The sequence below is a fragment of the Amycolatopsis tolypomycina genome, assembly GCF_900105945.1.
Lineage (GTDB): Bacteria > Actinomycetota > Actinomycetes > Mycobacteriales > Pseudonocardiaceae > Amycolatopsis > Amycolatopsis tolypomycina.
In genome coordinates this window covers 435,631-457,591 of record NZ_FNSO01000003.1, presented here as the reverse complement: position 1 = coordinate 457,591, position 21,961 = coordinate 435,631, and the positions used below count along the sequence as shown (strand labels likewise).

The following is a 21,961-nucleotide window of genomic DNA, read 5'->3' as shown; positions in this document are numbered from 1 at the left end:
CGAGTATTACGCAGGACGCGTCAGTAGGCAAGTGTCTTAGTCGCTGAACAACTCAGAGATCGAACATGTACGGCACTTCGGCCTGCGCCCGGGCGTCGATCCACTCCCGCAGCGCCCGGGTCGCGAGGACGTCGTCCTCGTTGTAGCGCAGGAGCCGCTCGCGCTGGTCGTCGTCCGGCTTCTCGCCGTCCATGCCCACGGCGTCGCGGTACCAGCGCATCGACGCCTCGCCGCCCGCCTCCGGGTCGCGCCAGGAGAAGCCGGCCACCGGGGCGATCACCTTCAGGCCCTTGCCGTGGGAGCACAGGAACTGGTCGGTGACGCTGCGGAAGAGGTCGACCCACTGCTCGGAATCCACAAAGGACTGGATGTCCTTCTTCGTGGGAACGCCGGGGTGGTCGCCGAAGCGCTCGACGGACCCGAAGAGCCAGCGGTTCTCGGCGAGCGCGTTGTAGCAGTAGGCGCGGAAGGTCAGGCCCGCCGCTTCGGTGCGCTCGCGGACGTCGGTCAGCCAGGCCCAGAACTCGGCGAAGGACCGGGCCTCGTCGTCGGTGGGCAGCGGGTCCCACGTCGCGAAGGCGCGGTAGCCCTGCGGGACGCCGATGTCGGCGCCGCTGAGCAGGCAGCCCCAGAGGTACGCGCCGGCGTCGCCGAAGCTCTCCATGTCGACGTCGACCTCGACGTCGGCACGCGGCACCTCGACAGTGTCGACGCGGCGCACCAGCGTCAGGTCGGCCAGCCAGGCGCGGGCGAGCACGACGGCGTCCGGGAAGGTGACGCCGGTCCAGTTGACCTCCGGCGACTCGCCCGCCGGGTCGAGCGCGGCCAGCTTGTCCACAGTGGACACGCCGGCCCGGCGCAGCTCGACGGCGTCCTCGCCGCGGACGACGAGGCTGACGTCGCGGGTTTCGGTGAGCACGGCCTCGCACGTCGGCCACCACGGGCAGCGACGGCACTCCAGCACGCGCGACGGTTCGGCGAGCGGCTCCTCGCCGTTCGCGGCGGCGGTGGCGATGGCGAGCCGGTCGGCGAACCGGGCCTGGTACTCGGTGAGCGCGTTGCGGCCGCCCGGCCAGGTGCCCGCGGTGAGGTCGTGCCAGACGACGACGTCGGCGTCGAGCCCGATGACGCCGCCGAGGGTGTTGCTCTCGTCGGCCTGCCCGAGCGTCTGCAGCATGCGGCGGACGTGCACGAGCCGGAACTGGTCACGCGGCTGCGACCGGACCTTGCGGCCTTCGTCGGCTTTCCGGTGCGCCGGGTCGAGGTCGGTCAGTTCGGTGACGATCGCCCCGGCGCCGCGGTCGGTGATGCGGTGCCGCACGACGAGCACCGGGACGTAGCCGCGGCCGGTGCGGACGAGCAGGTCGATGCCGCCACGCCGGTGCCCGGCCGGGTCGACCGGCAGCAGCGCACCCCAGATGTAGCGCGCCCCGTCGGCGAAGGCCTGCAGCGTCTGTTCGACGCGCTCGTGGGCGGGCAGGTCGCGGCCGATCTTCACCCAGTGGTCGTCGTTGGCGGCCATCAGCCGGGTGACGATGTCTTCGCGGTGCGCGGTGGCATCGTCGATCCGCTGCTGCGCGGTGGGGTCGGGCGGGGAAAGCGGCACCTCCCGCATGGCGGGGTCGTGTTCGAGGTGCACGCGCCGACGGCAGCGGCTGACCGCGCCCGCGTCGAGTACCACCTCGGTGTTCATGGAGATCACTCTAGATTCCCACCGCCGAGCCGACATGCCCGCCACCCAGGCGACCAGTAAGTTCGACCTCGACACGTCGCAGGGAGGTGCCATGGCGCGCAAGGCCAAGGTCGTGGGTGAAGCCCGGTTCACCCCTAAGAGGGCGAAGAACGCGATCGCGGTGGCGAAGGTGGTCGGCCCGGCGGTGCTCCCGGTGGTGGCACCACTGGCGGTCCGCGCGGCGGGCGCGGCCCGCGAGGCGTACGACCGCTACCAGGCACGCAAGCTGGGAGTCTCGGTCGACAGGCTGGGCGAGTACACCGGCCGCGGCGCGGCGTTGCACGCCCGGATCGCGGGGGTGGCCGAGGGCTGCCAGGACCTGCGGAAGTCGGAGAAGGCGTCCGCCGCGGACCGCGAGTTCGCGGCGGAGGCGCTGGGGACGTTGGAGCAGCTGTCGGCGTCGGTGCGCGCGGCGGAGCGGATGCCGGCGGCGCGGCGGAAGTCGGTGCACCGGGCGGTGGCCGGGGAGCTGGAACGGCTCGAAGGGCAGCTGCTGCACCGGCTCGGCCTCTGACGGCAGCGGGACTCGAAATGTCATGAACGAGTCGTTCATGACGTCGGATGTCATGAACGACTCGTTCATGACAGCGGCACCTGGCCGGCACCGCGAAACTGTCGGTGCCGGCCGGTAGTGTCGAAAACGGGGGGCGCCCCGGCGGGCTACTGGATGAAGCCCTTCTTGACCATCCAGTCGTGGGCCACCTTGCCGGCGTCCTCACCGTCGACGTCGACCTGCTTGCACAGCTCGATCATCTGCTCGTTGTCGATCGCCGCGCTGACCTTCTCCAGTGGCCCACGCACCTCCGGGTGCTGCTTCAGCCACTCCGTGCGCAGCGTCGCCACCGCGTTGTACTGGGGGAACGCCTTCTTGTCGTCCTCCAGCACCCGCAGGTTCAACCCCGAGATGCGGCCGTCCGTGGTGAAGACCTCGCCCACCGGGCAGGTTCCGCTCGCCACCGCCGAATAGATCGTGCCGATGCCGAAGTTCTTCACCGTCGGGTTCTGGAAGCCGTACGCCTTCACCGCGGCCGGGAAGCCGTCCTGGCGGCTGGTGAACTCCGTCTCCAGGCAGAACACCGCCTGGTCCGGCCGCTGCTTGATGAACGCCGCCAAATCGGACGTCGTCTTCAGGTTGTTGGCCGCGCCGTACGCCTCCGTCACCGCGAACGCGTACTGGTCGTTCAGCGGCGAATAGTTCAGCCACGTGACGCCGAACTTCTCCTCGTCCGCCTTGGCCGTCGCCTCGTACTGGGCCTGCTCGCCGCCCGGGACGGGGAGCTCGTTGCCCTGGTAGTTGATCCAGCCCGTGCCCGTGTACTCCCACGTCACGTCCGTCTGGCCGGACAGCAGCGCCTGCCGCGACGAGTTCGACCCCTTGATGTCCGAGAGGTCCACGACGTCTGCGCCCGCGGCCGTCAGCGCCATTTCGGCCATGTACGCCAGGATGATGTTCTCGGTGAAGTCCTTCGACCCCACCGTGATCTTCACGCCCTGCAGCGCCGGGATCGGCTGGATCGAGCCCGGCTTGATGTCGTACGGCACCGCCTGGTTGACCGTCAGGCCGCAGGACGACAGCGTCACCCCCAGCAGCGCCACGACGGCCAGTCGCCGGAGTTTCATCGCAGCCCCTTCGGTCCGAAGTACTGTTCGGCGACCGCGCCGACCCAGTCGACCAGCAGCGCCAGCGCGACCGCCAGCACCGAGCCGGTGACCAGCACCGGGGTCAGGTTGAGCTTGTAGCCGGTGTCGATGAGCAGCCCGAAGCCGCCGGCGTTGACGAACATGCCGAACGTCGCCGTGCCCACCGCCAGTACCAGCGACGTGCGCAGGCCGGCCAGGATCAGCGGGACGGCCAGCGGCAGTTCGACGCGCCAGAGCACCGCGCCCGCCGACATCCCGATGCCGCGGCCGGCGTCGATCAGGGCCGGGTCGACCTGCTGGATGCCGACCATCGTGTTCCGCAGCACCGGCAGCAGCGAGTAGAACGCCAGCGGCAGCGCCGCCACCCAGATGCCGCCGGTCGCGCCGGTGATGATGAACCACAGCACCAGCACGCCCAGCGCGGGCGCGGCCTGCCCGATGTTCGCGATCGCCAGGAAGAGCGGCGCCAGGAACCGCGCCCACGGCCGCGTCACCAGCACCCCGAGCGGCACCGCGACCAGGACGACGATCGCCGTCACCACGAGCGTCATCAGCAGGTGGTCCCACAACGCCGTGAGCAGCGTCGGCGCGTTGAGGGTCTCCTTCTCCGTGGCGGTCAGGCCGCTGGAGAACACCGCGGCCAGCGTCACGGCGACGATCACCAGCACCGCGATCGGCTGGGCGAACAGCCGGACGCGTTCCGCGCGTTTGGAGCCCGACTCGGTGCTGAAGCCGGTGTCGACGACCGCCGTCATGCCGGCACCTCTTCGTCGTTCGTGTGCTCCTCGCGCAGCTGCTGGATGGTCGCGATCACGGTGTCCAGCTGGATCGTGCCCGCGTACTCGCCGCGCGCGCCGGTGACCGGCACCGAGCCGCCCTCGGCGAGCATCGCCTCGAGCGCGTCCTGCAGGGTCGACTGCAGGCTGACGACGTCGCGCAGCGGCTTCCCGAGGTTGGCCAGCGAAGTCGCCGACGTCAGCTCGCGGACGTGCACCCACCGCGTCGGACGGCGGCGCGCGTCGAGCACCAGCGCGAAGTGCTTGCGCGAGGACTGCAGCATCTCGCGCACCGACGCGGGCGACTCGTCGACGGTCACGGTGAGCGCGTCCTGCTGGAGCTCGACGTCCCGGACTCGCAGCAGGGTCAGCTGCTTCAGCGACGCGCCCGCGCCCACGAAGCCCGCGACCGTGTCGTCCGCCGGGTTCGCCAGGATGGCCTCGGGGGTGTCGTACTGCAGGATCGACGACTGGTTGCCGAGCACCGCGATCTTGTCGCCCAGCTTCACGGCCTCGTCGAAGTCGTGCGTGACGAACACGATCGTCTTCTTCAGCTCGCTCTGCAGCCGCAGCAGCTCGTCCTGCAGGTTGCCGCGGGTGATCGGGTCGACCGCGCCGAACGGCTCGTCCATCAGCAGCACCGGCGGATCCGCGGCGAGCGCCCGTGCCACGCCGACGCGCTGCTGCTGCCCGCCCGACAGCTGGCGCGGGAACCGGTCGCGGAAGTCGGCCGGGTCGAGCCCGACCAGGTCCATCATCTCCTCGACCCGGTCGTTGACCTTCTTCTTGTCCCAGCCGAGCAGGCCCGGCACCACCGCGATGTTCTGCGCGACGGTGAAGTGCGGGAACAGCCCGGCCTGCTGGATGGCGTAGCCGATCCGACGGCGCAGCGTGTCGACGTCGAGCTTGAGCGCGTCCTCGCCGCCGATGGTGATCTTGCCGGACGTCGGCTGGACCAGGCGGTTGATCATCCGCATGGTCGTGGTCTTGCCGCAGCCGGACGGGCCGACGAAGACCACGATCTTGCCCGCGGGCACGACCATCGAGAAGTCGTCGACCGCCGCTTCGCGGGTGCCGGGGTACCGCTTGGTCACGTGCTCCAGCTCGATTTCGACGCCGGAGACTTCCTCGTTCTCAGCCACGGACACCCCTCGAGACGGTGAAGCGCTTGATCAGGACGTAGACGCCGTCGAGCAGCAGGGCGAGGATGACCACCCCGACCGTGCCGGTGACGGCTTGGTTCAGGGAGTTCGTGCTCCCCGCGTTCGTGAGCCCGGAGAAGACCTCGGCGCCGAAGCCAGGGCCCTTCGCGTAGGCGGCGATCACGGCGATGCCCATCAGCATCTGCGTGGCCACCCGCATGCCGGTGAGGATCGCCGGCCAGGCCAGCCGCAGCTCGACCCGGGTGAGCACGCCGAAGCAGCTCATCCCGATGCCGCGGGCGGCGTCGGTGACGGCCGGGTCGACGCCGTCGAGCCCGACGATCGTGTTCCGGACGATCGGCAGCAGGCCGTAGAGCACCAGCGCGATCACGGCGGTCGTCGGACCGAGCCCCGAGAGGGGGATCAGCAGGCCCAGGAGGGCGAACGACGGCACCGTCAGGATCGTGCTCGCCAGCGCCGTGGCCACCGCCGAACCGATCGGGCTGCGGTAGACCGCGACCCCGATCAGCACGCCGAGGACCGCGGCGATGATCGTGCACTGCACCACCATGCTGGTGTGCAGGTAGGCCTCCAGCCACAGCTTGCTCGCCCGGTCGGAGATGTAGTCGAAGAGGTTCATCCGTGTCGTTCTCCCGCCCTTCGCGCCGGCCTTCACCCGAACGGGCTAGTTCCTGACCAGCGGCTCAGTACCCACGACACGGCCGGTCCAAACCCCCCGTCTTCCGGCCACCGTGGCCCACCTGGCGGAGATCGGCAACAAATTGCCTGAACCGGCGACGGGAGCCGGACGTGAACCTGGTGTGTGCTCACTTCACGGGATCACACGCTCACGGGGGAGCAGGTCCCTTAGGCTGCTCTGCATGAGCGATCCGGCACGGCGTCCCGCCGTGCTCGGCGCTACCCGTGGGGTGTTGCTCGCCGTGAGCTGCGGCGCACTTTCCGTGACAGCACACCGGCTCGCCGACGGCGGGCTGCCGGACCCGGCGATGACCGTGCTGCTGACCACCCTGTTCGGCTGGACGGCGGCCGCGCTCGCCCGCCGGGCCCGCGGGCCGCTCGCCACGCTCGTCCTGCTGGGGACCGCCCAGCTGGTGATGCACCTGCTGCTCACCACGCTCGCCGGCCACGGCGCGCACGAAATGGCCGCGGCACCCGGACCCACCGGGCTCGGCATGACGGCCGCGCACGTCGTCGCGACCGTGCTCACCGCCCTGCTGCTCGCCCGCGCCGACACGATGCTCCTCACCGTGCTGGCCGTGCTGCGCGCGATCCTGCCGCGGCTGCTCACGCCCCTGCCGGTGCCCGCGGCGGCGCCCGCGCTCATCCCGGCCCGCGTCGGCGGTCCGGACCACCTCGTCGGCGTCGACCTGCGCCGGATCCGCGGGCGGCGCGGGCCGCCCGTTCACTCCTGAACCCAGCTTTTCCCCGAACCAGCGGCCCCCCGAGTCCGCTGTCCCTTCTTGCGTTCATCAGGAGTGAACCCATGTCCCAGCACGTCTTCCAGCGCGCCGGTTTCCTCGCCGCCGCCGTCGGTGCCGCCGGCCTGCTCGGTGCCGGCATCGCGTCCGCGCACGTCACGGCCAACGTCTACGGCCCGCAGCCCACGAAGGGCGGCTACGCGGCGATCGTCTTCCGCGTGCCGAGCGAGGAGAAGGACCCCGTCACCACCACGAAGGTCACCGTCGACTTCAAGCCCGACTACGGCATCGGCTCGGTGCGGACCAAGCCGGTCCCCGGCTGGACAGCCCAGGTGACGAAGTCCAAGCTGCCCGCCCCGATCACCAAGGACAACGGCACCCAGATCACCGAAGCCGTCACCGCGGTGACGTGGACCGCGCAGGCGGGCAGCGAGCTCAAGGCCACCGACTACCAGGAGTTCTCGGTGAGCTTCGGCCCGCTGCCGACCAATGTGGACCAGGTGGAGTTCCCGGCGCACCAGACCTACAGCGACGGCAAGGTCGTCGACTGGAACCAGCCGACGCCGGCCGGTGGCGAGGAGCCGGAGCACCCGGCGCCGGTCGTGAAGCTGGCCGCGAAGGCGGCGGACGGCGACGCGCACGGCAACATGGCGGACACGGCCTCGGCCACCGGCGACCAGACCCAGGCCGCGGCCGCGACGTCGGACAGCACCGCCCGCTGGCTCGGCGGGGCCGGCCTGCTCGTCGGCGCCGTTGGCCTCGGTGTCGGGGCCGGCGCGACCATCCGGGCCCGCAAGGCCACGGCCAAGTCGGGAGGCAACAGCTAAATGCGCGGTGTGCTCGTCGCGCTGGCGTTGACCGCGGTGGCCGTGCTCGGCACGGCCACCCCGGCGCTGGCGCACAACGTGCTGATCTCCTCGGACCCGGCGAACGGCTCGTCCGTCGCCGCCGGCCCGGCGAAGCTCAGCCTGACGTTCGACCAGTACGTGCAGGGCGCGGACGTCAACCAGATCGCGGTGACCGGCCCCGGCGGCGGCCAGTGGGCCGAAGGACCGATCACCGTGGTGAACAACGTCATCAGCGCGCCCCTGCGGCCGCTCGGCCCGGCCGGGAAGTACACCGTCGGCTACCGGGTGCTGTCCGCCGACGGCCACCCGGTGACCGGTGAGCTCACCTTCACCCTGACGACCGCGGGCACCGGCACGCCGGCGACCGTCGACGCGGCCCGCTCGCCGGGCGGCTCGGCGCAGGCGGCACCGGAGTCGTCGTCGACCGGGGTGCCGATCTGGGTCTGGATCGCCGGCGCCGTCGTGCTGCTGGCGATCGGGCTCACCGTGGCCCTGCGTTCGGGCAGCAACGTCAGTCAAGAAAACACAGCAGAGAAGAAGCAGTAACTCAGATGCCCCAGGCCGAGACCACCGCGAAACCCCGCTATTCGACGCTGCTCTGCGTCGTGACGGCGGGCCTGCTCGGCGCCCTGATCGGCGTCGCGCTCATGTCCACCGCGCCGGTACCCGGCGTCGTGGAGCCCAGCGCGGTGGTCTCGGCCGGCATCCCGGTCGTGCGGGTCCTGCTCGACCTCGCCGCGGTCACCACGATCGGCCTCGCGCTGCTTTCCGTGCTCGTCGGTTACGACCGGCCGAAGCTGACCGAACCGGTCATGCGGCTGGCCCGCCCGGCCGGCGTCGCGGCCGCGCTCGTCTGGGCCACGGCCGCCGTCGTCGCGCTGGTCCTGCAGACCGCGGAGTACAAGCCGGGTTCGGCGACGCTCTCACCGTCCGACATCGGCGACTACATCGCGAACGTCGGCGCCGGGAAGGCGCTCGTCATCGTCGCCGTGCTCGCGCTCGTGCACGCCGGCATCGGCGCGCTGTCGCTGCGGTTCGGCGAGAAGGTGCCCGCCGAGGTCCGCGTCGGGCTCGGCCTGTTCGCGCTGCTGCCCCTGCCGGTCACCGGGCACGCGTCGAACTGGAACTACCACGACTACACGATGATCTCGATGGAGCTGCACGTCATGAGCGCCGTCGCCTGGACCGGCGGCCTCGGCGCGATGACCGTGCTCCTGGTGGCGAACCGGACGCTGCTGGCGCACGCGCTGCCCCGGTTCTCGAAGCTGGCGACGCTCTGCCTGGTGCTCTCCGCGGCGACCGGGCTGTTCAACGGCCTCGTCGAGATCTCGCTCAACCCGACCATCGGGTTCTGGGCGGCGATCTTCACGACGCCGTACGGGCAGCTGCTGGTCCTGAAGCTCGTGTGCACCGGTGTCATCGCGCTGCTCGGGGCGAACGTCCGCTGGCGGCTGATGCCGCGGATCGTCCGGCACGACCGCACGGCGCTCGCCGCGTGGGCCACGCTCGAACTGACGGTCATGGGCCTGGCGTTCGGGTTCGCCGTCGTGCTGACGCGGGCGCCGGTTGTCGCCTCCTGATCGCTGTCCTCGCAGGTAGGACCGGGTGCGAAGTCACCGCGAGTAGCTGCAAATTGCGCATTGGGCTGACCGGTAATCCATTGGGGGTGACTGGTCGGGCAGAACTTTCTACCCAGAGCGGACCGCCTTTCTGATGCGACGAACGGTCATTTGCAGTCGGCGAATGCACGTGCAGCATGTGTCGCCGATCACACCAAGTGACAGATGACGGTCAGCGGTAACGCGTCCAGCGTGCGCCCGTCCGGCCGCTCCGGAGATCGTCCAGGCGGCGGAAGAGCTCCGGCCGGACCTGCGGCCGGCTGCGCAGGATGGGCAGCACGCTGGTCGTCAGCTTCAGCTCGCGGATGCCACGGAGGACGGCGAACCCGGACCACGACGTCACGTCGAAGCCGTATTCCGCGGCGAACGTCCGGTAGCGCACCGGCGGGTCGCCGAACCGCTCGCGGCCGACCGCCAGCGGCGTCAGGTCCCACTCCGGCGGGCCGACGCACGAGGAATCGAAGTCGCAGAGCACCGGGCCGTCCGGGCCGGGGATGACGTTGCCGGGGTACGCGTCGCCGTGGACCAGGCCCCTGGGCAGGGGAAACGTCAGCCCGGCGAGTTCGGCTTCGAGTTCGGCGCAGCGGTCGAGGAGGAACTCCCGGTCGGCGTCGCTGATCTCCTCGGCGTCGGACACCCTGGCTCGCACGGCGGCGAACGGCGCCCACTCGGCGAGGCCGGGCGGCGGGGGCAGCGCGTGGACCTGGCGCAGCAGCCGGGCCAGGTCGACCGACGTCGCCGCCCGGCCGATGCTCGGCACCTGGTGCCACACGGTCACCAGGTGCCCGCCGACCTCCAGGGGCTGCTCGACGTCGCCGAGGAGCCGGATCGCGGGGACGCCGTGGCGCTCGAAGTGCCGGGCCACGCGCACGACCGTGCCGACGCGGTGCCGCAGCTGCGTCGAGCCGACGATCCGGACCACAAAAGGGGCCGTGACCAGCGCGTACACCGCGTTGTTGGTGAACCGCAGCAGCCGCGCGCCCGCCGGGTCGAGCCCCAGCAGCGCGCAGGTTTCGGCCAGCACGCCTCGCAGCTTCCCGGAGGTGAACCGGCCGTCCAAAACCGCGCCGGCGCCTTCGGGGTTATGCGGCGTAGAAAGCGTGGAGGCGGTCGGCGAGGTCACGGGCGTCGGCGTTGTTGCGGCGGCGCTCGGCCTCTTCCTGCAGGGGCCGCATCCGGTCCTTGACCCGCTCGGACTTGATGCCCTCGGCGCAGTCGATGGCCTTGCCGCCGACCTTGGCGCCGTGGTCGAGGTCGCCGTCGAGCAGGTGGTTGGTGGCGAGCGCGCTGAGCATGAACGTCTTGGAGCGGGCCATTTCGTCGTCGTAGGACTCGACGGCCTTGGTCAGCGCCGGGATGGCGTACTTGGTGTGCTCGGCGTTCTTCTGCGCGAGGACCGTGTGGACGGTGCCGACCATGGCGTAGACGTCGGTCTCGGTGAAGAACTTGACCCACGACTCGGCTTCGGCGAGGTTGGCGCGCTCGAACTCGTCCTTGCTCCGGCCGAGCAGCTTCACCGCCTGCTCCTCGTTGCCCATCATCGCGTAGGCCCAGGCCTCGTTCGCGCAGAGCACGGAGACCGCCAGCTCGGAGCCGCTTTTCTGGGCGGCGATCTGGCCCAGCTGGAAGAGCTTCAGCGCGTCGTTCGGGGCGTCCTGGTGCAGGTAGACGCGGCCCATGCGGTAGAGCACGTTGGCCACCAGCGGGTGGTTGTCCCCCTGTTTGGCCAGGTCCAGCGCGTTCGCGAAGTGGCCGCGCGCGGAGTCCATCAGCCCGGTGTCGAAGGAGGTCCAGCCGGCGAGGGAGTGCAGGTCGGCGAGGGCGACGTACAGCCGGTTCTTCACCATGTCGGTGCCGTGCGCCTCGAGCATCTGCTGTCCCCAGGACAGCTGCGCCACGACGGCGTCGCGGCAGAACCCGCCGCCGTACTGGTAGTCCAGCGCCCGGAGCGCGCGCGTCGCGGCTTCGACCTGGCGGACGTCGGTCATGCCGATGCGCCCGGGCGCCGGCGTCCTGGCCGGCCCGGCCGACCAGGTGCCCGATTCCGGACCGAACACCGCCGCACCCATCGTGACCTGGGCAGCGTGCGCGAGGAACCTCCGTCGCTTCACGGACTCGTCCTCCTCAGCCTGCTGGCCGTCGGCGGAGCCGACGACCCGTATCGCCGTGGCCTCGTCGTAGGCGAGGCCCATGTATCCACGGGGGACACCCAGGCCGTCGGCGATCCTCGTGAGCACGTCGTAGGCCATGACCTGGCGACCCTTGAGGATCTCCGACACCTCGGACTGGGACTGGCCGGTCATCGCGGCGATCTGGCGCTGCGAGACACCGTGCTTGCGCAGGAGCCGGTACACGGCGCTGATCTCGCGCGACGCGAGAGCCGTTCTCATCTCCGGCTGCTCCCACGCGTCAGCGGGAACTGCGTGGCTCTGCCGGGCGTCGGCACTGCCACCGTTACTGGCGTCCATCGCGCCCCCTCCACTGTCCGGTCGGGCGTCTGTGAAACAGCGTAGGCAAACCTGTGGAACCGTGTGAACAGCCGAACTGGTGCCCTGATCGGTCCGGGCGAAGTCCGCTGACCGCTTACCGTGGAACCGAGCCCAGTCACCGCTATGACGCCGATTCCACCTTCTATCGCACTCGGTTTCACCTCACTGTAGTTGTCAGATCTCCGTCACCGGCCGCACACCGGTTGCGATCACGGAGAGCTACGGAAACCGCAGCGTTGCGCCGAAGCAATGTTGCAGAAGGCATCTTCGGAGACTTTCGACAGAGCGGAGAAGGGCGTGGAGTTCGTGGACTCGTTCGCAGGGGGACATGCCGGCACGGCGACCCGCGCCGTGCGGCCGGCGATGGTCTCCCCCGCCCCCGCCGTCCGCCCCGTCACGCCCGCCGCGGCGGTCGACCCCCGCACCGCGAGCGTCCGTCACTACGAGGGCGGCCAGCTCGTGTGGCGCGTGCAGTGCGGCGACCTCATCAGCCGCGAGCGTGCGGTGACGGTGTTCGTCGAAGACAACCAGGTGGTACTGGTCTCGCCTCCCGGTGAGACCGCGCGGCTGACGTCCGGCCAGCTCGGACAGCTGCGCGCCGCGCTCAACGAAGCCGCCAAGATGGCGGAAAGGTAACGGTGAGCTGACATGGATCAGGTACTCGGGCAGGTCCTCCGCAACGCGGTCTGGGAGCGCCTCGACATGCTGACCGACCTGGCGAACCGCGCCGACGCCCAGTCGCTCGTCTCGGTCGCGCGCTCCGAACTGCCCCGGTTGACCGAGGCGTGGCGCGCGATGCTGAAGATGCACGAGCCCGACGAGCGCGGCGACTGCCCGACCTGCTCGACCCGGTGGCACCGCTGCAAGGCGCCGTGCTCGGTCTGGCAGGTCGCGCACGAACACCTGGTAGCCGGCGGACTCGCCCCGCAGCAACAGTCCGCGACGGACAGCCGTCTGCAGGGCCGCCGCAAGAGCCCGGTCACGCCGCACCCGGCGCCCACCGCGGCCGAGACCACCGGTCGCCACGCGCTGGTGAATCCGCGCCGAGCGGTCACTGCCTGACCCCCAGACCGGCGAGCCGCGGCCGGCCGATCGCCCCATCGGACCCGCGCCGGCACTCGCCCCGGCCGAGGACTGTTTCGCCCGCACCCCCGAGCAGCGCGAACCAGTCCTCGGCCAACACCCCGGTCCCCACCGCGATTAATCGAAAAATTTCCGCGTTAGGCCTAGCCCAGGCGGTAATCCCCCGCTAGATTGATCAACACGCGAAGCAGCGATCACGCAGGAGATCGCGCTCGTGCCCCGCTTTGAGCGGCCCTCGAATTCCGCGGGCCGGTGCCGTTGCACTCCCCTCCCCCGACCGGCACCGGCCCGCGGTTCCACGTCCGCATCCGCCCCAATGTGGCGTTCGGTGCGTCAGATGCACCCAATGTGGCGTTCGGTGCGTCAGATGCACCCAATGAGGTTTTCTCAGTAGCGTCCGTGGTGTTCGTGGTGGGTGAGGACGAGGGCGGCTTGGACGATGGTGCCGATGCGGTGGGGGCAGAGGCTGATGTGGCGGAGTGCTCGCCAGCGGGTTTTGAGGATGGCCATGGCGCGTTCGCCGAGTGCCCGGGCTCGGGCATGCAGCAGGTTGTGGACCCGCTGGCGCGGGCCGAGGGGTGGTTGACCTGCGGTTTTCTTGAACGGGGTAAGGATCCTGATCCCGGCTGCGTGGTAGGCCTTGTCGGCCAGAGTTTCAGGCCCTGGCCCGCGGCGGCGGTCAACGCACCGACAATCCCGTGGTCGCGGGCGGCGGAGAGATCGTTGCGGGAGCCCGGCAGCACCGCCGACACCCACAACGGGAACCCATCGGAGCTGGCCAGGAACTGGATGTTCCCGCCGAAGGCGCGGTGCTTGCCCGAGTACCACAGGTGCACGATCCGGCCACGGTTCTTACCTTTGGTTTTGATCGTGGTCGCCGCGACCCGGTCACAGGGGATCAGGGAACCGGCCAGGATCACGTGCGTGTCACCCCGGGTGCGCCGGTCGGCCAGGACATGGTGCAGGTCCGGGGCGCAGGCGGCGAGGGCGGTGATCGCTTCGTGCAGGTAGCGGTAGGCGGTGGCGACGCTGATGCGATGGTCGGTGGCCAGCCGGTGCACCGGGGTGGCATCGCGGAACCAGCGCAGCACCAGCACCGCCTGCCAGTACGGGGTCAACGCACGCCGGTCCCGGCGGGTGCCACAGCGTCGGCGCTCGGCCCGCAGGACACGGGCAACGAAGCAGACCAGCTCACGCGCCACGTCGAGCGTGGCACCATAATGGATCACGTGGGGCCTCTGGAACTCTAGGATTCGATCTTCGCAAATCCAGTCCTACCAGGGGCCCCACGCCTCATCCCACGCCAACACGCCCACCCGAGCCCAGCCCTACTGAGAAAACCTCAATGTGGCGTTCGGTGCGTCAGATGCACCCAATGTGGCGTTCGGTGCGTCAGATGCACCGAACGCCACATTGGGGCGCTAGCGAACCGCCTTCACGCGCAGCACGAGCACCGCGGCCAGCAGCGTCGCGACCGCCGAAGCCGCGAAAAGCCCCGAGTAGCCGCCGAGGTACGTCAGCACCAGCGGCGTCACCAGCGGGGCGACCACCTGCGGCAGCGAGTTCGCGATGTTGATGACGCCCAGGTCCTTCGCGCGGTCCTGCGCCGTCGGCAGCACCTGCGTCAGCATCGCCAGCGCGACCGCCATGTACGCCCCGAAACCCACGCCGAGCAGCGGGGACGCCGCGAGCGCGACCGGCCAGCTCTGCCAGACGACCAGCAGCAAGGCGGCCAGAGCCATCACCCCGGACGCCACGAGGACGTACGGCTTGCGCCGTCCGGACTTGTCGGAGAAGTGCCCCGCGAGCAGCGCGCCCACCACGAGGGCGACGCCGTAGAGCGCCATCATGATGAGCAGCCCGGTGTCCGGGTCCGGGTAGTGCACCGCGTCCTTGAGGAAGAACAGCAGGTAGAGCGTCCCGAACGCGTTGCCGAGGTTGATCATGAAGTGGCACGACCACGCCCACGCGAAGTCCGGGAACCGCCGCGGCGAGACCCACAGGTTGCGGATGACCTCGCCGGCCTGCGACGACGGCCGGAACTCGACCGGCAGCCGCGCGTCCGGCGTCCGCAGGACGAAGAACGCGGCGCCGACCAAGACGATCCCGGCGCAGCTGGCATAGGCCAGCGGCAGCCCGGCGATGCCGAGCATGACGACGACCACGACCGCGCCGAGCACGGTGCCGAGCATCTGCGCGATGCCGACGAGCCCGCCGACCTGCGCGCGCTGGCCGACCGGGACGCGGTCGGCGATGGCGGACATCAGCGTCGCGAGCATGCCGTTGAGCCCGGCCTGCACGAGGCACCAGCCGGTGATCATCAGCGCGACGTTCGGCGCGAACGCCAGCACGAGCAGCCCGACGGTGGCGACGGCCGCACCGGCCACCGTCCACGGGTGGCGACGGCCGAACCGCGAGGTCGTCCGGTCCGACAGCAGCCCGACGGCCGGGTTGACGACCAGCGCCACGACCGCGCCGACGCCCATCACCAGGCCGAGCACGAACTCCTTGTTCACCTGGTCGAGGAGTTCGGCCTGCTGCGGCAACAGCACCTGGATCGGCGCGTAGATGCCCAGCCAGAGCGCGATGTTCGCGAAGAACAGCAGGCTCATCCAGCCGGGCCGCACCCGCACGGTGGGTTCGGCGAGCGCCTCGGGGAGCGCCTGGGTCGTTTCACTCGTGCGCCGGCCTGATTCGTTCGCAAGCTCACTCATGCCGCACCAGCTTCCGGTACCAGTGGAACGAGTCCTTCGGCGTCCGCCGCAGGGTCTCGTAGTCGACGTGCACCAGGCCGAAGCGCGGCGCATAACCCTTGGACCACTCGAAGTTGTCCAGCAGCGACCAGCAGAAGTAGCCGCGGACGTCGACGCCGGCGTCCATCGCCTCGCGCAGCGCGACCAGGTGGCCGTGCAAGAAGTCGATGCGTTCGGGGTCGTGCACGCCGCCGTCCTCGGCGACCTCGTCGGCGAAGCTGCACCCGTTTTCGGTGATCTGGATCGGCGGCAGCTGCTCGCGGTAGCGGTGGTGGAAGTCGAGCAGCAGTTCGCGCAGGGCGTGCGGGACGATCGGCGAGGCGTTCGTCGTCATCGGGTAGCCCTGGATGTCGCGCAGCTCGAAGGGCAGCGGGTTGCCCGGGCCGGGCATCGCGACGCCCTGCGGTTCGTAGTAGTTGATGCCGTAGAAGTCGAGCGGCTGCGCGATGGTCGGCAGGTCGTCGGCGAACCCGGCGGGCAGGTGGGGGTGGAGCTGCTCGGGGTAGCTGCCGAGCAGCATGGGGTCGGCGTAGAGCCGGTTGAGCAGGGCGTCCAGGTATTCCGCCGCGTCCTGGGCGTCGTCGTCCGCGGGCCAGATGGGCGAGTGGTTGTTGGCGGTGCCGATGGTGGTGGCACCCGCCGCGCGGAGGGCCTGGACGGCGAGGCCGTGCGCGAGGTTCTGGTGGTGCGCGGTCGGGATGGCGTCGAGCAGGAGCACCTGGCCGGGCGCGTACTCGCCGATGCCGTAGCCGAAGATCGACATGACCATGGGCTCGTTGAGCGGAATCCACAGTTTCACCCGATCGGCGAAGCGCTCTCCGAGGATCTGGGCGTATTCGGCGAAGCGCTCAGCGGTCGCCCGGGAGAGCCAGCCGCCGTCGTCTTCGATGGCTTGGGGGGTGTCCCAGTGGTAGAGCGTGACGGCGGGCGCGATGCCGGCTTCGCAGACGGCGTCGATGAGCTTGTCGTAGAAGCCGAGGCCTTCGGGGTTGGGCGCGCCCTTGCCCTCGGGCTGGATCCGTGGCCAGGCAACGGACATCCGGTAGGCGCCCACGCCGAGTTCCGCCATCAGCGCGATGTCTTCGGGGTAGCGGTGGTAGTGGTCGGCGGCTACGTTGGCATGTTCACCGCGCGCGATCTTGCCTTCGGTCGCGGTGAACGTGTCCCAGATGGACGGTCCGCGCCCACCTTCGCTGGTGGCACCTTCGATCTGGAACGCCGATGTCGAAACACCCCAGAGGAAGTCGGACGGGAAGGTCGGGTTCTGCACCGGCTGCTGACCCCTTCGTCAGGGCACCCGTACGGGTGAACATGAAAAGTTCTCATATACTAGGTCTTCACTCGTCCGTGGGGAAGCCCGTCGGCACGATAAAGTCCCAGATCAGACGAGGAGGAGCGCCGTGTCCGACATCCAGGCCGCGAAGGTGCCGGCAGAAGCCACCCCCTTACGCCGCCAACCGGTTCAGCAGCGTAGTGCGAAGCGGGTCGAGCAGATGCTCGACGCGAGCGCGGCGTTGATCGACGAGCTCGGCTACGACGCCCTGACCACGACGTTGATCGCCAAGCGGGCGGGCGTCGCGGTGGGTTCGCTGTACCAGTTCTTCCCGGACAAGCGGGCGGTGGTGCAAGCGTTGACCGCCCGCAACCTGGAGCGTTTCGTGGGCGCGGTCAACGAGCGCCTGAAGCAGCTGGGGCCGGAGCACTGGTGGGACGTCGTGGACTCGATCCTCGACATCTACCTGGAGATGCACCGGACGGTCCCGGGATTTTCGAAGGTCCACTTCGGCGACATCATCGACCGCCAGCTGCTCGACGAGACACGCGACAACAACGCGGTGATCGTCGACTCGCTGACGGAGCTGGTGGCCAAGCAGGTCGACCGGCCGGTGGAGGACCTGCAGTTCGCGATCACGATCGCCAACGAGGTGGCCGACGCGCTGATGAAGCTGGCGTTCCGGCGGGAGCCGAGCGGGGACGAGAAGATCGTGGCCGAGGCCAAGTATGTGGTGAAGGGGTACCTGGCGGCCCGGTTCGGGGAGCGGTCGTAGGTTGTCCACAGAAGTTGTCCACAGGTATGCACAGCTGTGGACAACGCTGTGGTTTCGGGGTGGGTTGTCGGTGGGGGCCGAGGTCCGAACGTCATGAACGACTCTTTCATGGCGTCAGACGTCATGAACGACTCTTTCAGTGCATCGGCCGCCGGTGCAGGACCGAAGCAGCCCACCTCTTCGGAACGCCGCCGATTTTCCAGGGCGGCGGACTGCGCAGCCGGGGGCCCGGGTCAGCCGAAGTTCTGGTGCTCGCCCCGGTAGGTCGGGACGGTTCGTTCCACCCGGTCGCCCAGCACCAGGTGGTAGTGCGTGAACCGCTCCGCCAGCTCGCCCGCCTTGGCGTGGCGCAACCACACCCGGTCGCCCAGCTTGAGGTTCCGCGCCGCCCGGCCGGTGACCGGTGTCTGGACTTCGCCCGCTCCCTCGAAGCCGAGGAACTTCAAGCCCCTCGGCAAGTACGGCGCCGGCTGGCGGGACGGGCCCGTGGGGCCCGAGGCGATGTAGCCGCCCGAAAAGAGCGTCGCTATGTTGCGGGTCGGGCGGCGGACCACGGGCAGGGCGAACAACGCCGCCGGGCGGGGGTGGAACCGGGTGTAGCCGTCGAAGAGCGTGGGGCCGATCAAGCCCGACCCGGCCGCTATCTCCGTGACCACCGCGTCCGCGCCCGTTGACTCGAGGCTGCCCGTTCCGCCTCCGTTGACGAACTCCAGGGGCGTCACCTCCTGGACCGCCCGGACCGCTTCGCCGCGGCGGCGGGCCAGCTCGGCCGCCGATCGGCGTTGCATCCAGCCCACCAGTGCCCGCTTGACGCGGTGGCCCGCCGCGTCGCCGAGGCCCGCTATCTGGCCTTCGTACGCCATCACGCCCACCAGGCGGAACCCCGGGCGGTCGACGATCTGGCGGGCGAACGCCGCCGCCTGCTTCGGGGTGAACACCGGGGATCGGCGGGTGCCGACGTGGATGCCCGGCAGCGGGCGCCAGGACGCGTCCAGCTCCAGGCACACGCGGATCTCCTCGTGGCCGTGGCCGAGGGCCGCGTCCACCAGGTCGAGGTGCGCGGGCGAATCCACCATGATCGCGATCGCCGCGCGGGCACGCTCGGACGCGGCCAGGCGGCGGAGGGCTTCGTGGTCGGCCGTCGGGTAGGCGACGACGATGTCGTCCGTCGTGCCCTGCTCGACGTGCCAGATCGCTTCCGCCAGCGAGTAGCACATCAGGCCCTCGAAGCCCGGCATCGTCAGCGCCCGCTCCAGCAGCGCGCGGCAGCGCACCGACTTGCTGACGACGCGGATGGGCTTGCCCTTCGCGCGGCGCCGGAGGTCGGCGGCGTTCGCGTCGAACGCCGCCAAGTCGACCACGGCCAAGGGGGGATCGAGGTCCTTGGTCGCCAAGTCGTACACCGTCGCACTGGTCACGAGGTCTAAAGTACGACACGAAGGCTTGAAACGCGAATACTATTCACTTACTGTTTCGGGCACTCGACTATGAAGGGTGCGCGCGGATGACCCGGTGGACCAACTGGGCGGGCACGGCGTCCGCCTCGCCCCAGCACGTTCACCAGCCGCGCACCGCGGCTGAGATCGCGGCGGCCGTCGAGCGCGTCGCCACGGCCGGCCGGACCGTGCGGCCCTGGGGCAGCGGGCACTCCTTCACCGCCATCGCCGCCGCCGACTCCGATGCGCTCGACCTGCGGCACTGGACCGGCATCGAGCGCGCCGACCTCGAGACCGGGCACGTCACCGTCCGCTCGGGCACGACGATCCGGGAGCTCAACGCCGCCCTCGACGCGCTCGGGCTGGCCATGACCAACCTCGGCGACATCGATGCACAGACCATCGCCGGCGCGATTTCCACCGGGACGCACGGCACCGGCGCGAAGCTCGGCGGCATCGCGACGCAGATCGCCGCGCTCGAGCTCGTCCTCGCCGACGGTTCGCTCGTCACCTGCTCGGCCGAGGACAAGCCCGACCTCTTCGCCGCCGCCCGCGTCGGGCTCGGCGCGATCGGCGTGATCACCACGGTGACACTCAAGTGCGAGCCGTCCTTCGTGCTGCGCGCGCAGGAACGCCCGGAGCCGCTGGAGCAGGTCCTCGAGGGCTTCCACGACTTCGCCGACGAAAACGAGCACTTCGAGTTCTACTGGTTCCCCTACGGCAAGAACGCCCTGGTCAAGCGCAACAACCGCACCGAGGCGGCGCAGCCGCTGAGCAAGGTCCGCGAGTTCGTCGACTACCGGATCATGGAGAACGTCGCGTTCGGCGGCCTCTGCCGGACCGGGCGGCTGATGCCCAGGCTCGTGCCGTCGCTCGGCAGCTTCGCCTCCAACGTCCTGAGCGCCCGCGAGTACAGCGACCTCTCGCACCGCGTCTTCGTCACCGCGCGGAACGTCCGCTTCACCGAGACCGAGTACGCGGTGCCCCGCGAATCCGTCCTCGACGTGCTCGCCGAGCTGCGCGCGCTGGTGCCGAAGCTGAAGGACCCGGTGATGTTCCCGGTCGAGGTGCGGGTCGCCGCGGCCGACGACATCTGGCTGTCGACCGCGCAGGGCCGCGACTCCGCCTACATCGCCATCCACCAGTTCGTCGGCATGCCCTACCGCGAGTACTTCGGCGCGTTCGAGAAGATCGCCGGCGCGGTCGGCGGCCGCCCGCACTGGGGCAAGATGCACGACCTCGACGCCGGCGTCCTCCGTTCGCGCTACCCGCACTTCGACGACTTCCTGCGCGTGCGCAAGGAAACCGACCCGAACGGGGTCTTCGCCAACACCTACCTGGACCGGGTGCTCGGCCCGGCTTAGAACAGCGCCGACACCGATTCGCCGTTGTGGATCCGGCGGATCGCCTCGGCCATCGCCGGCGCGATCGAGAGGATCTTCAGCTTTTCGGTGCGCTCTTCCTCGGGCACCGGGACGGTGTTGGTGCAGACGATCTCCAGCACCTCCGGCCGGCTGCCGATGCGCTCGATGGCCTTCGCCGCGAACAGGCCGTGCGTGCAGGCGACGCGGATCGAACGCGGCTCCAGCTCGGCGAGCCGGTCCAGCAGTTCGAGCACCGTGCTGCCCTTGGCGATCTCGTCGTCGAGGACGATCACGTCCCGCCCGGTGATCTCGCCGATGACCGAGGTGATCTGGACGCGGTCGTCGGGGAAACGCTCCTTCGCCCCGGCCGCGACCTGGACGCCGAGGAGCCGCGCGAAGTGCGACGCCTCCTTCGCGTTGCCCAGGTCGGGCGAGACGACGGTGGCGCGCGAAAGGTCGTACTGGCGGAAGTGCTTGGCCAGCTCCTGCAGGGCGTGCAGGTGGTCGACCGGGACGCTGAAGAAGCCGTGCACCTGCGGCGAGTGCAGGGTCATCGCGAGCACGCGGCTCGCCCCGGCGGTCACCAGCAGGTCGGCGACCAGGCGGCCGCCGATCGAGATGCGCGGCGCGTCCTTTTTGTCCGATCGCGCGTACGAGTAGTGCGGCATGACGGCGGTGATGCGGGACGCCGACGCGCCGCGGGCCGCGTCGAGCATCAGCAGCAGCTCGACGAGGTGCTCCTGCACCGGCTTGATCAGCGGCTGGATGATGAAGACGTCTCGCTCGCGGCAGTTCGCCTGCAACTGCACCTCGAGGCAGTCGTTGGCGAACCGGCGCACCTCGGCCGGCTGCAGCGGCACGCCGAGGTGCTGGCAGATCTCCTCGGCCAGCTCGGGGTGCGCGCTGCCGCTGAAGACGGCGATCTCTCTCGACGTGTCGTTCACAGCGCGGCGATCGCCTCGCCGATGGCGGCCTCACCCGAGATCAGGGTCAAGGTGCGGCCGATGGACGCCGGGGTGTCGAGCAGGCCGACGAGCACGGCGGCGACGTCGTCACGCGGGATCGGGCCGCGGCCGGTGTTCTCGGCCAGCAGGACCAGGCCGGTGCCGGGGTCGTCGGTCAGCGAGCCGGGCCGGAGGATCGTCCAGTCGAGGTCGCGGGCCTTGAGGTCGTCTTCCGCCGCGCGCTTGGCGCGCAGGTAGTGCCGGAATTCCTCGGTGACGTCGGGGTTGTCCGGGTTGTCGGCGCCGATCGAACCGACCTGGACGTGGCGGCGGACGCCGGCGCGCTCGGCCGCTTCGGCGAACAGCGCCGCGGCACCACGGTCCACAGTGTCCTTGCGGGCCGTGCCGCTGCCCGGGCCCGCGCCGGCGGAGAACACCGCGGCGTCGGCGCCCTTCAGCACTTCGGCGACGGCGTCCACATCGGAGTTCTCCAGGTCGAGCACGGCGGCCTGGGCGCCGGCGGCTTCGAGGTCCGCCACGTGGGCGGGGTTACGGATGATGCCGACCGCTTCGTCACCGCGCGCGGTGAGCAGCCGCTCCAGCCGCAGCGCGATCTGACCGTGTCCACCAGCAATGACGACTCGCAT

At 70.2% G+C, this 21,961-nt stretch carries 21 protein-coding genes and 1 pseudogene; 9 read left to right on the top strand and 13 right to left on the bottom strand.

Going from position 1 to position 21,961, the window contains the following annotated elements:
• Nucleotides 1-52: 52 nt before the first annotated feature.
• The gene (locus tag BLW76_RS07725; protein WP_167384503.1) at nucleotides 53-1,693 is read right to left on the bottom strand and encodes a TM0106 family RecB-like putative nuclease; all 1,641 of its coding nucleotides are present in this window, start codon (nucleotides 1,691-1,693) and stop codon (nucleotides 53-55) included.
• A 91-nt stretch (nucleotides 1,694-1,784) separates the two neighbouring features.
• On the opposite strand from BLW76_RS07725, the gene BLW76_RS07720 reads away from it, so the two are divergent.
• A complete protein-coding gene (locus BLW76_RS07720; RefSeq protein WP_091305846.1) occupies nucleotides 1,785-2,246 on the top strand; it encodes a DUF6474 family protein in 462 nt (153 codons plus the stop codon).
• Nucleotides 2,247-2,392: 146 nt separating this feature from the next.
• On the opposite strand, the gene BLW76_RS07715 is transcribed toward BLW76_RS07720, so the two are convergent.
• Genes BLW76_RS07715 through BLW76_RS07700 form a run of 4 tightly spaced genes read right to left on the bottom strand, consistent with a single transcriptional unit; the run spans nucleotide 2,393 to nucleotide 5,931 of the window.
• Complete coding sequence (locus tag BLW76_RS07715) at nucleotides 2,393-3,352, bottom strand: glycine betaine ABC transporter substrate-binding protein (RefSeq protein WP_091305141.1); 960 nt, start codon at nucleotides 3,350-3,352, stop codon at nucleotides 2,393-2,395.
• On the bottom strand, nucleotides 3,349-4,128 hold the full coding sequence (locus BLW76_RS07710; RefSeq protein ID WP_091305140.1) for an ABC transporter permease: 780 nt from the start codon (nucleotides 4,126-4,128) through the stop codon (nucleotides 3,349-3,351). Before BLW76_RS07710 ends, BLW76_RS07715 begins: the two co-directional genes overlap by 4 nt.
• Complete coding sequence (locus BLW76_RS07705; RefSeq protein ID WP_091305139.1) at nucleotides 4,125-5,291, bottom strand: ABC transporter ATP-binding protein; 1,167 nt, start codon at nucleotides 5,289-5,291, stop codon at nucleotides 4,125-4,127. The genes BLW76_RS07710 and BLW76_RS07705 overlap by 4 nt, the downstream gene beginning before the upstream one ends.
• Nucleotides 5,284-5,931: an ABC transporter permease gene (locus tag BLW76_RS07700; RefSeq protein WP_091305138.1), complete on the bottom strand. Its 648-nt coding sequence runs from the start codon at nucleotides 5,929-5,931 to the stop codon at nucleotides 5,284-5,286. The genes BLW76_RS07705 and BLW76_RS07700 overlap by 8 nt, the downstream gene beginning before the upstream one ends.
• 292 nt (nucleotides 5,932-6,223) lie before the next feature.
• Between BLW76_RS07700 and BLW76_RS07695 the strand changes: the two genes are divergently transcribed.
• The 4 genes from BLW76_RS07695 to BLW76_RS07680 all read left to right on the top strand — a co-directional run bounded on the left by BLW76_RS07695 (nucleotide 6,224) and on the right by BLW76_RS07680 (nucleotide 9,158).
• Nucleotides 6,224-6,724, top strand: a complete 501-nt coding sequence (locus tag BLW76_RS07695) for a hypothetical protein (RefSeq protein ID WP_091305845.1) — start codon at nucleotides 6,224-6,226, stop codon at nucleotides 6,722-6,724.
• Between the two features lie 71 nt (nucleotides 6,725-6,795).
• A complete protein-coding gene (locus BLW76_RS07690; protein WP_091305137.1) occupies nucleotides 6,796-7,557 on the top strand; it encodes a YcnI family copper-binding membrane protein in 762 nt (253 codons plus the stop codon).
• Nucleotides 7,558-8,124, top strand: coding sequence for a copper resistance CopC family protein (locus BLW76_RS07685; RefSeq protein ID WP_167384502.1), 567 nt, complete (start codon nucleotides 7,558-7,560; stop codon nucleotides 8,122-8,124).
• A gap of 5 nt (nucleotides 8,125-8,129) precedes the next feature.
• Nucleotides 8,130-9,158, top strand: coding sequence for a copper resistance D family protein (locus BLW76_RS07680; protein WP_091305136.1), 1,029 nt, complete (start codon nucleotides 8,130-8,132; stop codon nucleotides 9,156-9,158).
• Nucleotides 9,159-9,369: 211 nt separating this feature from the next.
• Here the strand turns inward: BLW76_RS07680 and BLW76_RS07675 are convergent, their stop codons facing one another.
• Nucleotides 9,370-10,257, bottom strand: coding sequence for a phosphotransferase family protein (locus tag BLW76_RS07675; protein WP_091305135.1), 888 nt, complete (start codon nucleotides 10,255-10,257; stop codon nucleotides 9,370-9,372).
• Between the two features lie 22 nt (nucleotides 10,258-10,279).
• Nucleotides 10,280-11,665, bottom strand: coding sequence for a helix-turn-helix transcriptional regulator (locus BLW76_RS07670; protein WP_091305134.1), 1,386 nt, complete (start codon nucleotides 11,663-11,665; stop codon nucleotides 10,280-10,282).
• A 318-nt stretch (nucleotides 11,666-11,983) separates the two neighbouring features.
• On the opposite strand from BLW76_RS07670, the gene BLW76_RS07665 reads away from it, so the two are divergent.
• Nucleotides 11,984-12,322, top strand: coding sequence for a hypothetical protein (locus BLW76_RS07665; protein ID WP_091305133.1), 339 nt, complete (start codon nucleotides 11,984-11,986; stop codon nucleotides 12,320-12,322).
• Between the two features lie 12 nt (nucleotides 12,323-12,334).
• Nucleotides 12,335-12,748 carry a hypothetical protein gene (locus BLW76_RS07660; RefSeq protein ID WP_091305132.1) on the top strand — a complete coding sequence of 138 codons (414 nt, stop codon included), beginning with the start codon at nucleotides 12,335-12,337 and terminating at the stop codon, nucleotides 12,746-12,748.
• A gap of 408 nt (nucleotides 12,749-13,156) precedes the next feature.
• Here the strand turns inward: BLW76_RS07660 and BLW76_RS07655 are convergent.
• From BLW76_RS07655 to BLW76_RS07645, 3 genes and pseudogenes are all read right to left on the bottom strand, one after another.
• Nucleotides 13,157-13,998 (bottom strand): annotated as a pseudogene (locus BLW76_RS07655) (transposase family protein).
• 192 nt (nucleotides 13,999-14,190) lie between these two features.
• A complete protein-coding gene (locus tag BLW76_RS07650) occupies nucleotides 14,191-15,483 on the bottom strand; it encodes an MFS transporter (RefSeq protein ID WP_091305131.1) in 1,293 nt (430 codons plus the stop codon).
• Nucleotides 15,476-16,792 carry a GH1 family beta-glucosidase gene (locus BLW76_RS07645; protein WP_091305130.1) on the bottom strand — a complete coding sequence of 439 codons (1,317 nt, stop codon included), beginning with the start codon at nucleotides 16,790-16,792 and terminating at the stop codon, nucleotides 15,476-15,478. The genes BLW76_RS07650 and BLW76_RS07645 overlap by 8 nt, the downstream gene beginning before the upstream one ends.
• A 130-nt stretch (nucleotides 16,793-16,922) precedes the next feature.
• On the opposite strand from BLW76_RS07645, the gene BLW76_RS07640 reads away from it, so the two are divergent.
• Nucleotides 16,923-17,570, top strand: a complete 648-nt coding sequence (locus BLW76_RS07640) for a TetR/AcrR family transcriptional regulator (protein WP_091305129.1) — start codon at nucleotides 16,923-16,925, stop codon at nucleotides 17,568-17,570.
• A gap of 233 nt (nucleotides 17,571-17,803) precedes the next feature.
• Here the strand turns inward: BLW76_RS07640 and BLW76_RS07635 are convergent, their stop codons facing one another.
• On the bottom strand, nucleotides 17,804-18,988 hold the full coding sequence (locus tag BLW76_RS07635) for an amino acid deaminase/aldolase (protein ID WP_091305128.1): 1,185 nt from the start codon (nucleotides 18,986-18,988) through the stop codon (nucleotides 17,804-17,806).
• A gap of 86 nt (nucleotides 18,989-19,074) precedes the next feature.
• Here BLW76_RS07635 and BLW76_RS07630 point away from each other — a divergent pair, with 86 nt between their 5' ends.
• Nucleotides 19,075-20,370: a D-arabinono-1,4-lactone oxidase gene (locus BLW76_RS07630; RefSeq protein WP_091305127.1), complete on the top strand. Its 1,296-nt coding sequence runs from the start codon at nucleotides 19,075-19,077 to the stop codon at nucleotides 20,368-20,370.
• On the opposite strand, the gene BLW76_RS07625 is transcribed toward BLW76_RS07630, so the two are convergent.
• Together BLW76_RS07625 and BLW76_RS07620 are read right to left on the bottom strand one after the other, a co-directional pair.
• Nucleotides 20,367-21,314 carry a ribose-phosphate diphosphokinase gene (locus BLW76_RS07625; RefSeq protein ID WP_091305126.1) on the bottom strand — a complete coding sequence of 316 codons (948 nt, stop codon included), beginning with the start codon at nucleotides 21,312-21,314 and terminating at the stop codon, nucleotides 20,367-20,369. The genes BLW76_RS07630 and BLW76_RS07625 overlap by 4 nt on opposite strands.
• Nucleotides 21,311-21,961 carry an SDR family oxidoreductase gene (locus BLW76_RS07620; protein ID WP_091305125.1) on the bottom strand — a complete coding sequence of 217 codons (651 nt, stop codon included), beginning with the start codon at nucleotides 21,959-21,961 and terminating at the stop codon, nucleotides 21,311-21,313. Before BLW76_RS07620 ends, BLW76_RS07625 begins: the two co-directional genes overlap by 4 nt.

Bases quoted from the DNA above. Each gene is read 5' to 3' on its own strand.
- BLW76_RS07725 (WP_167384503.1), bottom strand. From the start codon at position 1,693: ATGAACACCGAGGTGGTACTCGACGCGGGCGCGGTCAGCCGCTGCCGT.
- BLW76_RS07720 (WP_091305846.1), top strand. From the start codon at position 1,785: ATGGCGCGCAAGGCCAAGGTCGTGGGTGAAGCCCGGTTCACCCCTAAG.
- BLW76_RS07715 (WP_091305141.1), bottom strand. From the start codon at position 3,352: ATGAAACTCCGGCGACTGGCCGTCGTGGCGCTGCTGGGGGTGACGCTG.
- BLW76_RS07710 (WP_091305140.1), bottom strand. From the start codon at position 4,128: ATGACGGCGGTCGTCGACACCGGCTTCAGCACCGAGTCGGGCTCCAAA.
- BLW76_RS07700 (WP_091305138.1), bottom strand. From the start codon at position 5,931: ATGAACCTCTTCGACTACATCTCCGACCGGGCGAGCAAGCTGTGGCTG.
- BLW76_RS07690 (WP_091305137.1), top strand. From the start codon at position 6,796: ATGTCCCAGCACGTCTTCCAGCGCGCCGGTTTCCTCGCCGCCGCCGTC.
- BLW76_RS07685 (WP_167384502.1), top strand. From the start codon at position 7,558: ATGCGCGGTGTGCTCGTCGCGCTGGCGTTGACCGCGGTGGCCGTGCTC.
- BLW76_RS07680 (WP_091305136.1), top strand. From the start codon at position 8,130: ATGCCCCAGGCCGAGACCACCGCGAAACCCCGCTATTCGACGCTGCTC.
- BLW76_RS07670 (WP_091305134.1), bottom strand. From the start codon at position 11,665: ATGGACGCCAGTAACGGTGGCAGTGCCGACGCCCGGCAGAGCCACGCA.
- BLW76_RS07660 (WP_091305132.1), top strand. From the start codon at position 12,335: ATGGATCAGGTACTCGGGCAGGTCCTCCGCAACGCGGTCTGGGAGCGC.
- BLW76_RS07650 (WP_091305131.1), bottom strand. From the start codon at position 15,483: ATGAGTGAGCTTGCGAACGAATCAGGCCGGCGCACGAGTGAAACGACC.
- BLW76_RS07630 (WP_091305127.1), top strand. From the start codon at position 19,075: ATGACCCGGTGGACCAACTGGGCGGGCACGGCGTCCGCCTCGCCCCAG.
- BLW76_RS07620 (WP_091305125.1), bottom strand. From the start codon at position 21,961: ATGCGAGTCGTCATTGCTGGTGGACACGGTCAGATCGCGCTGCGGCTG.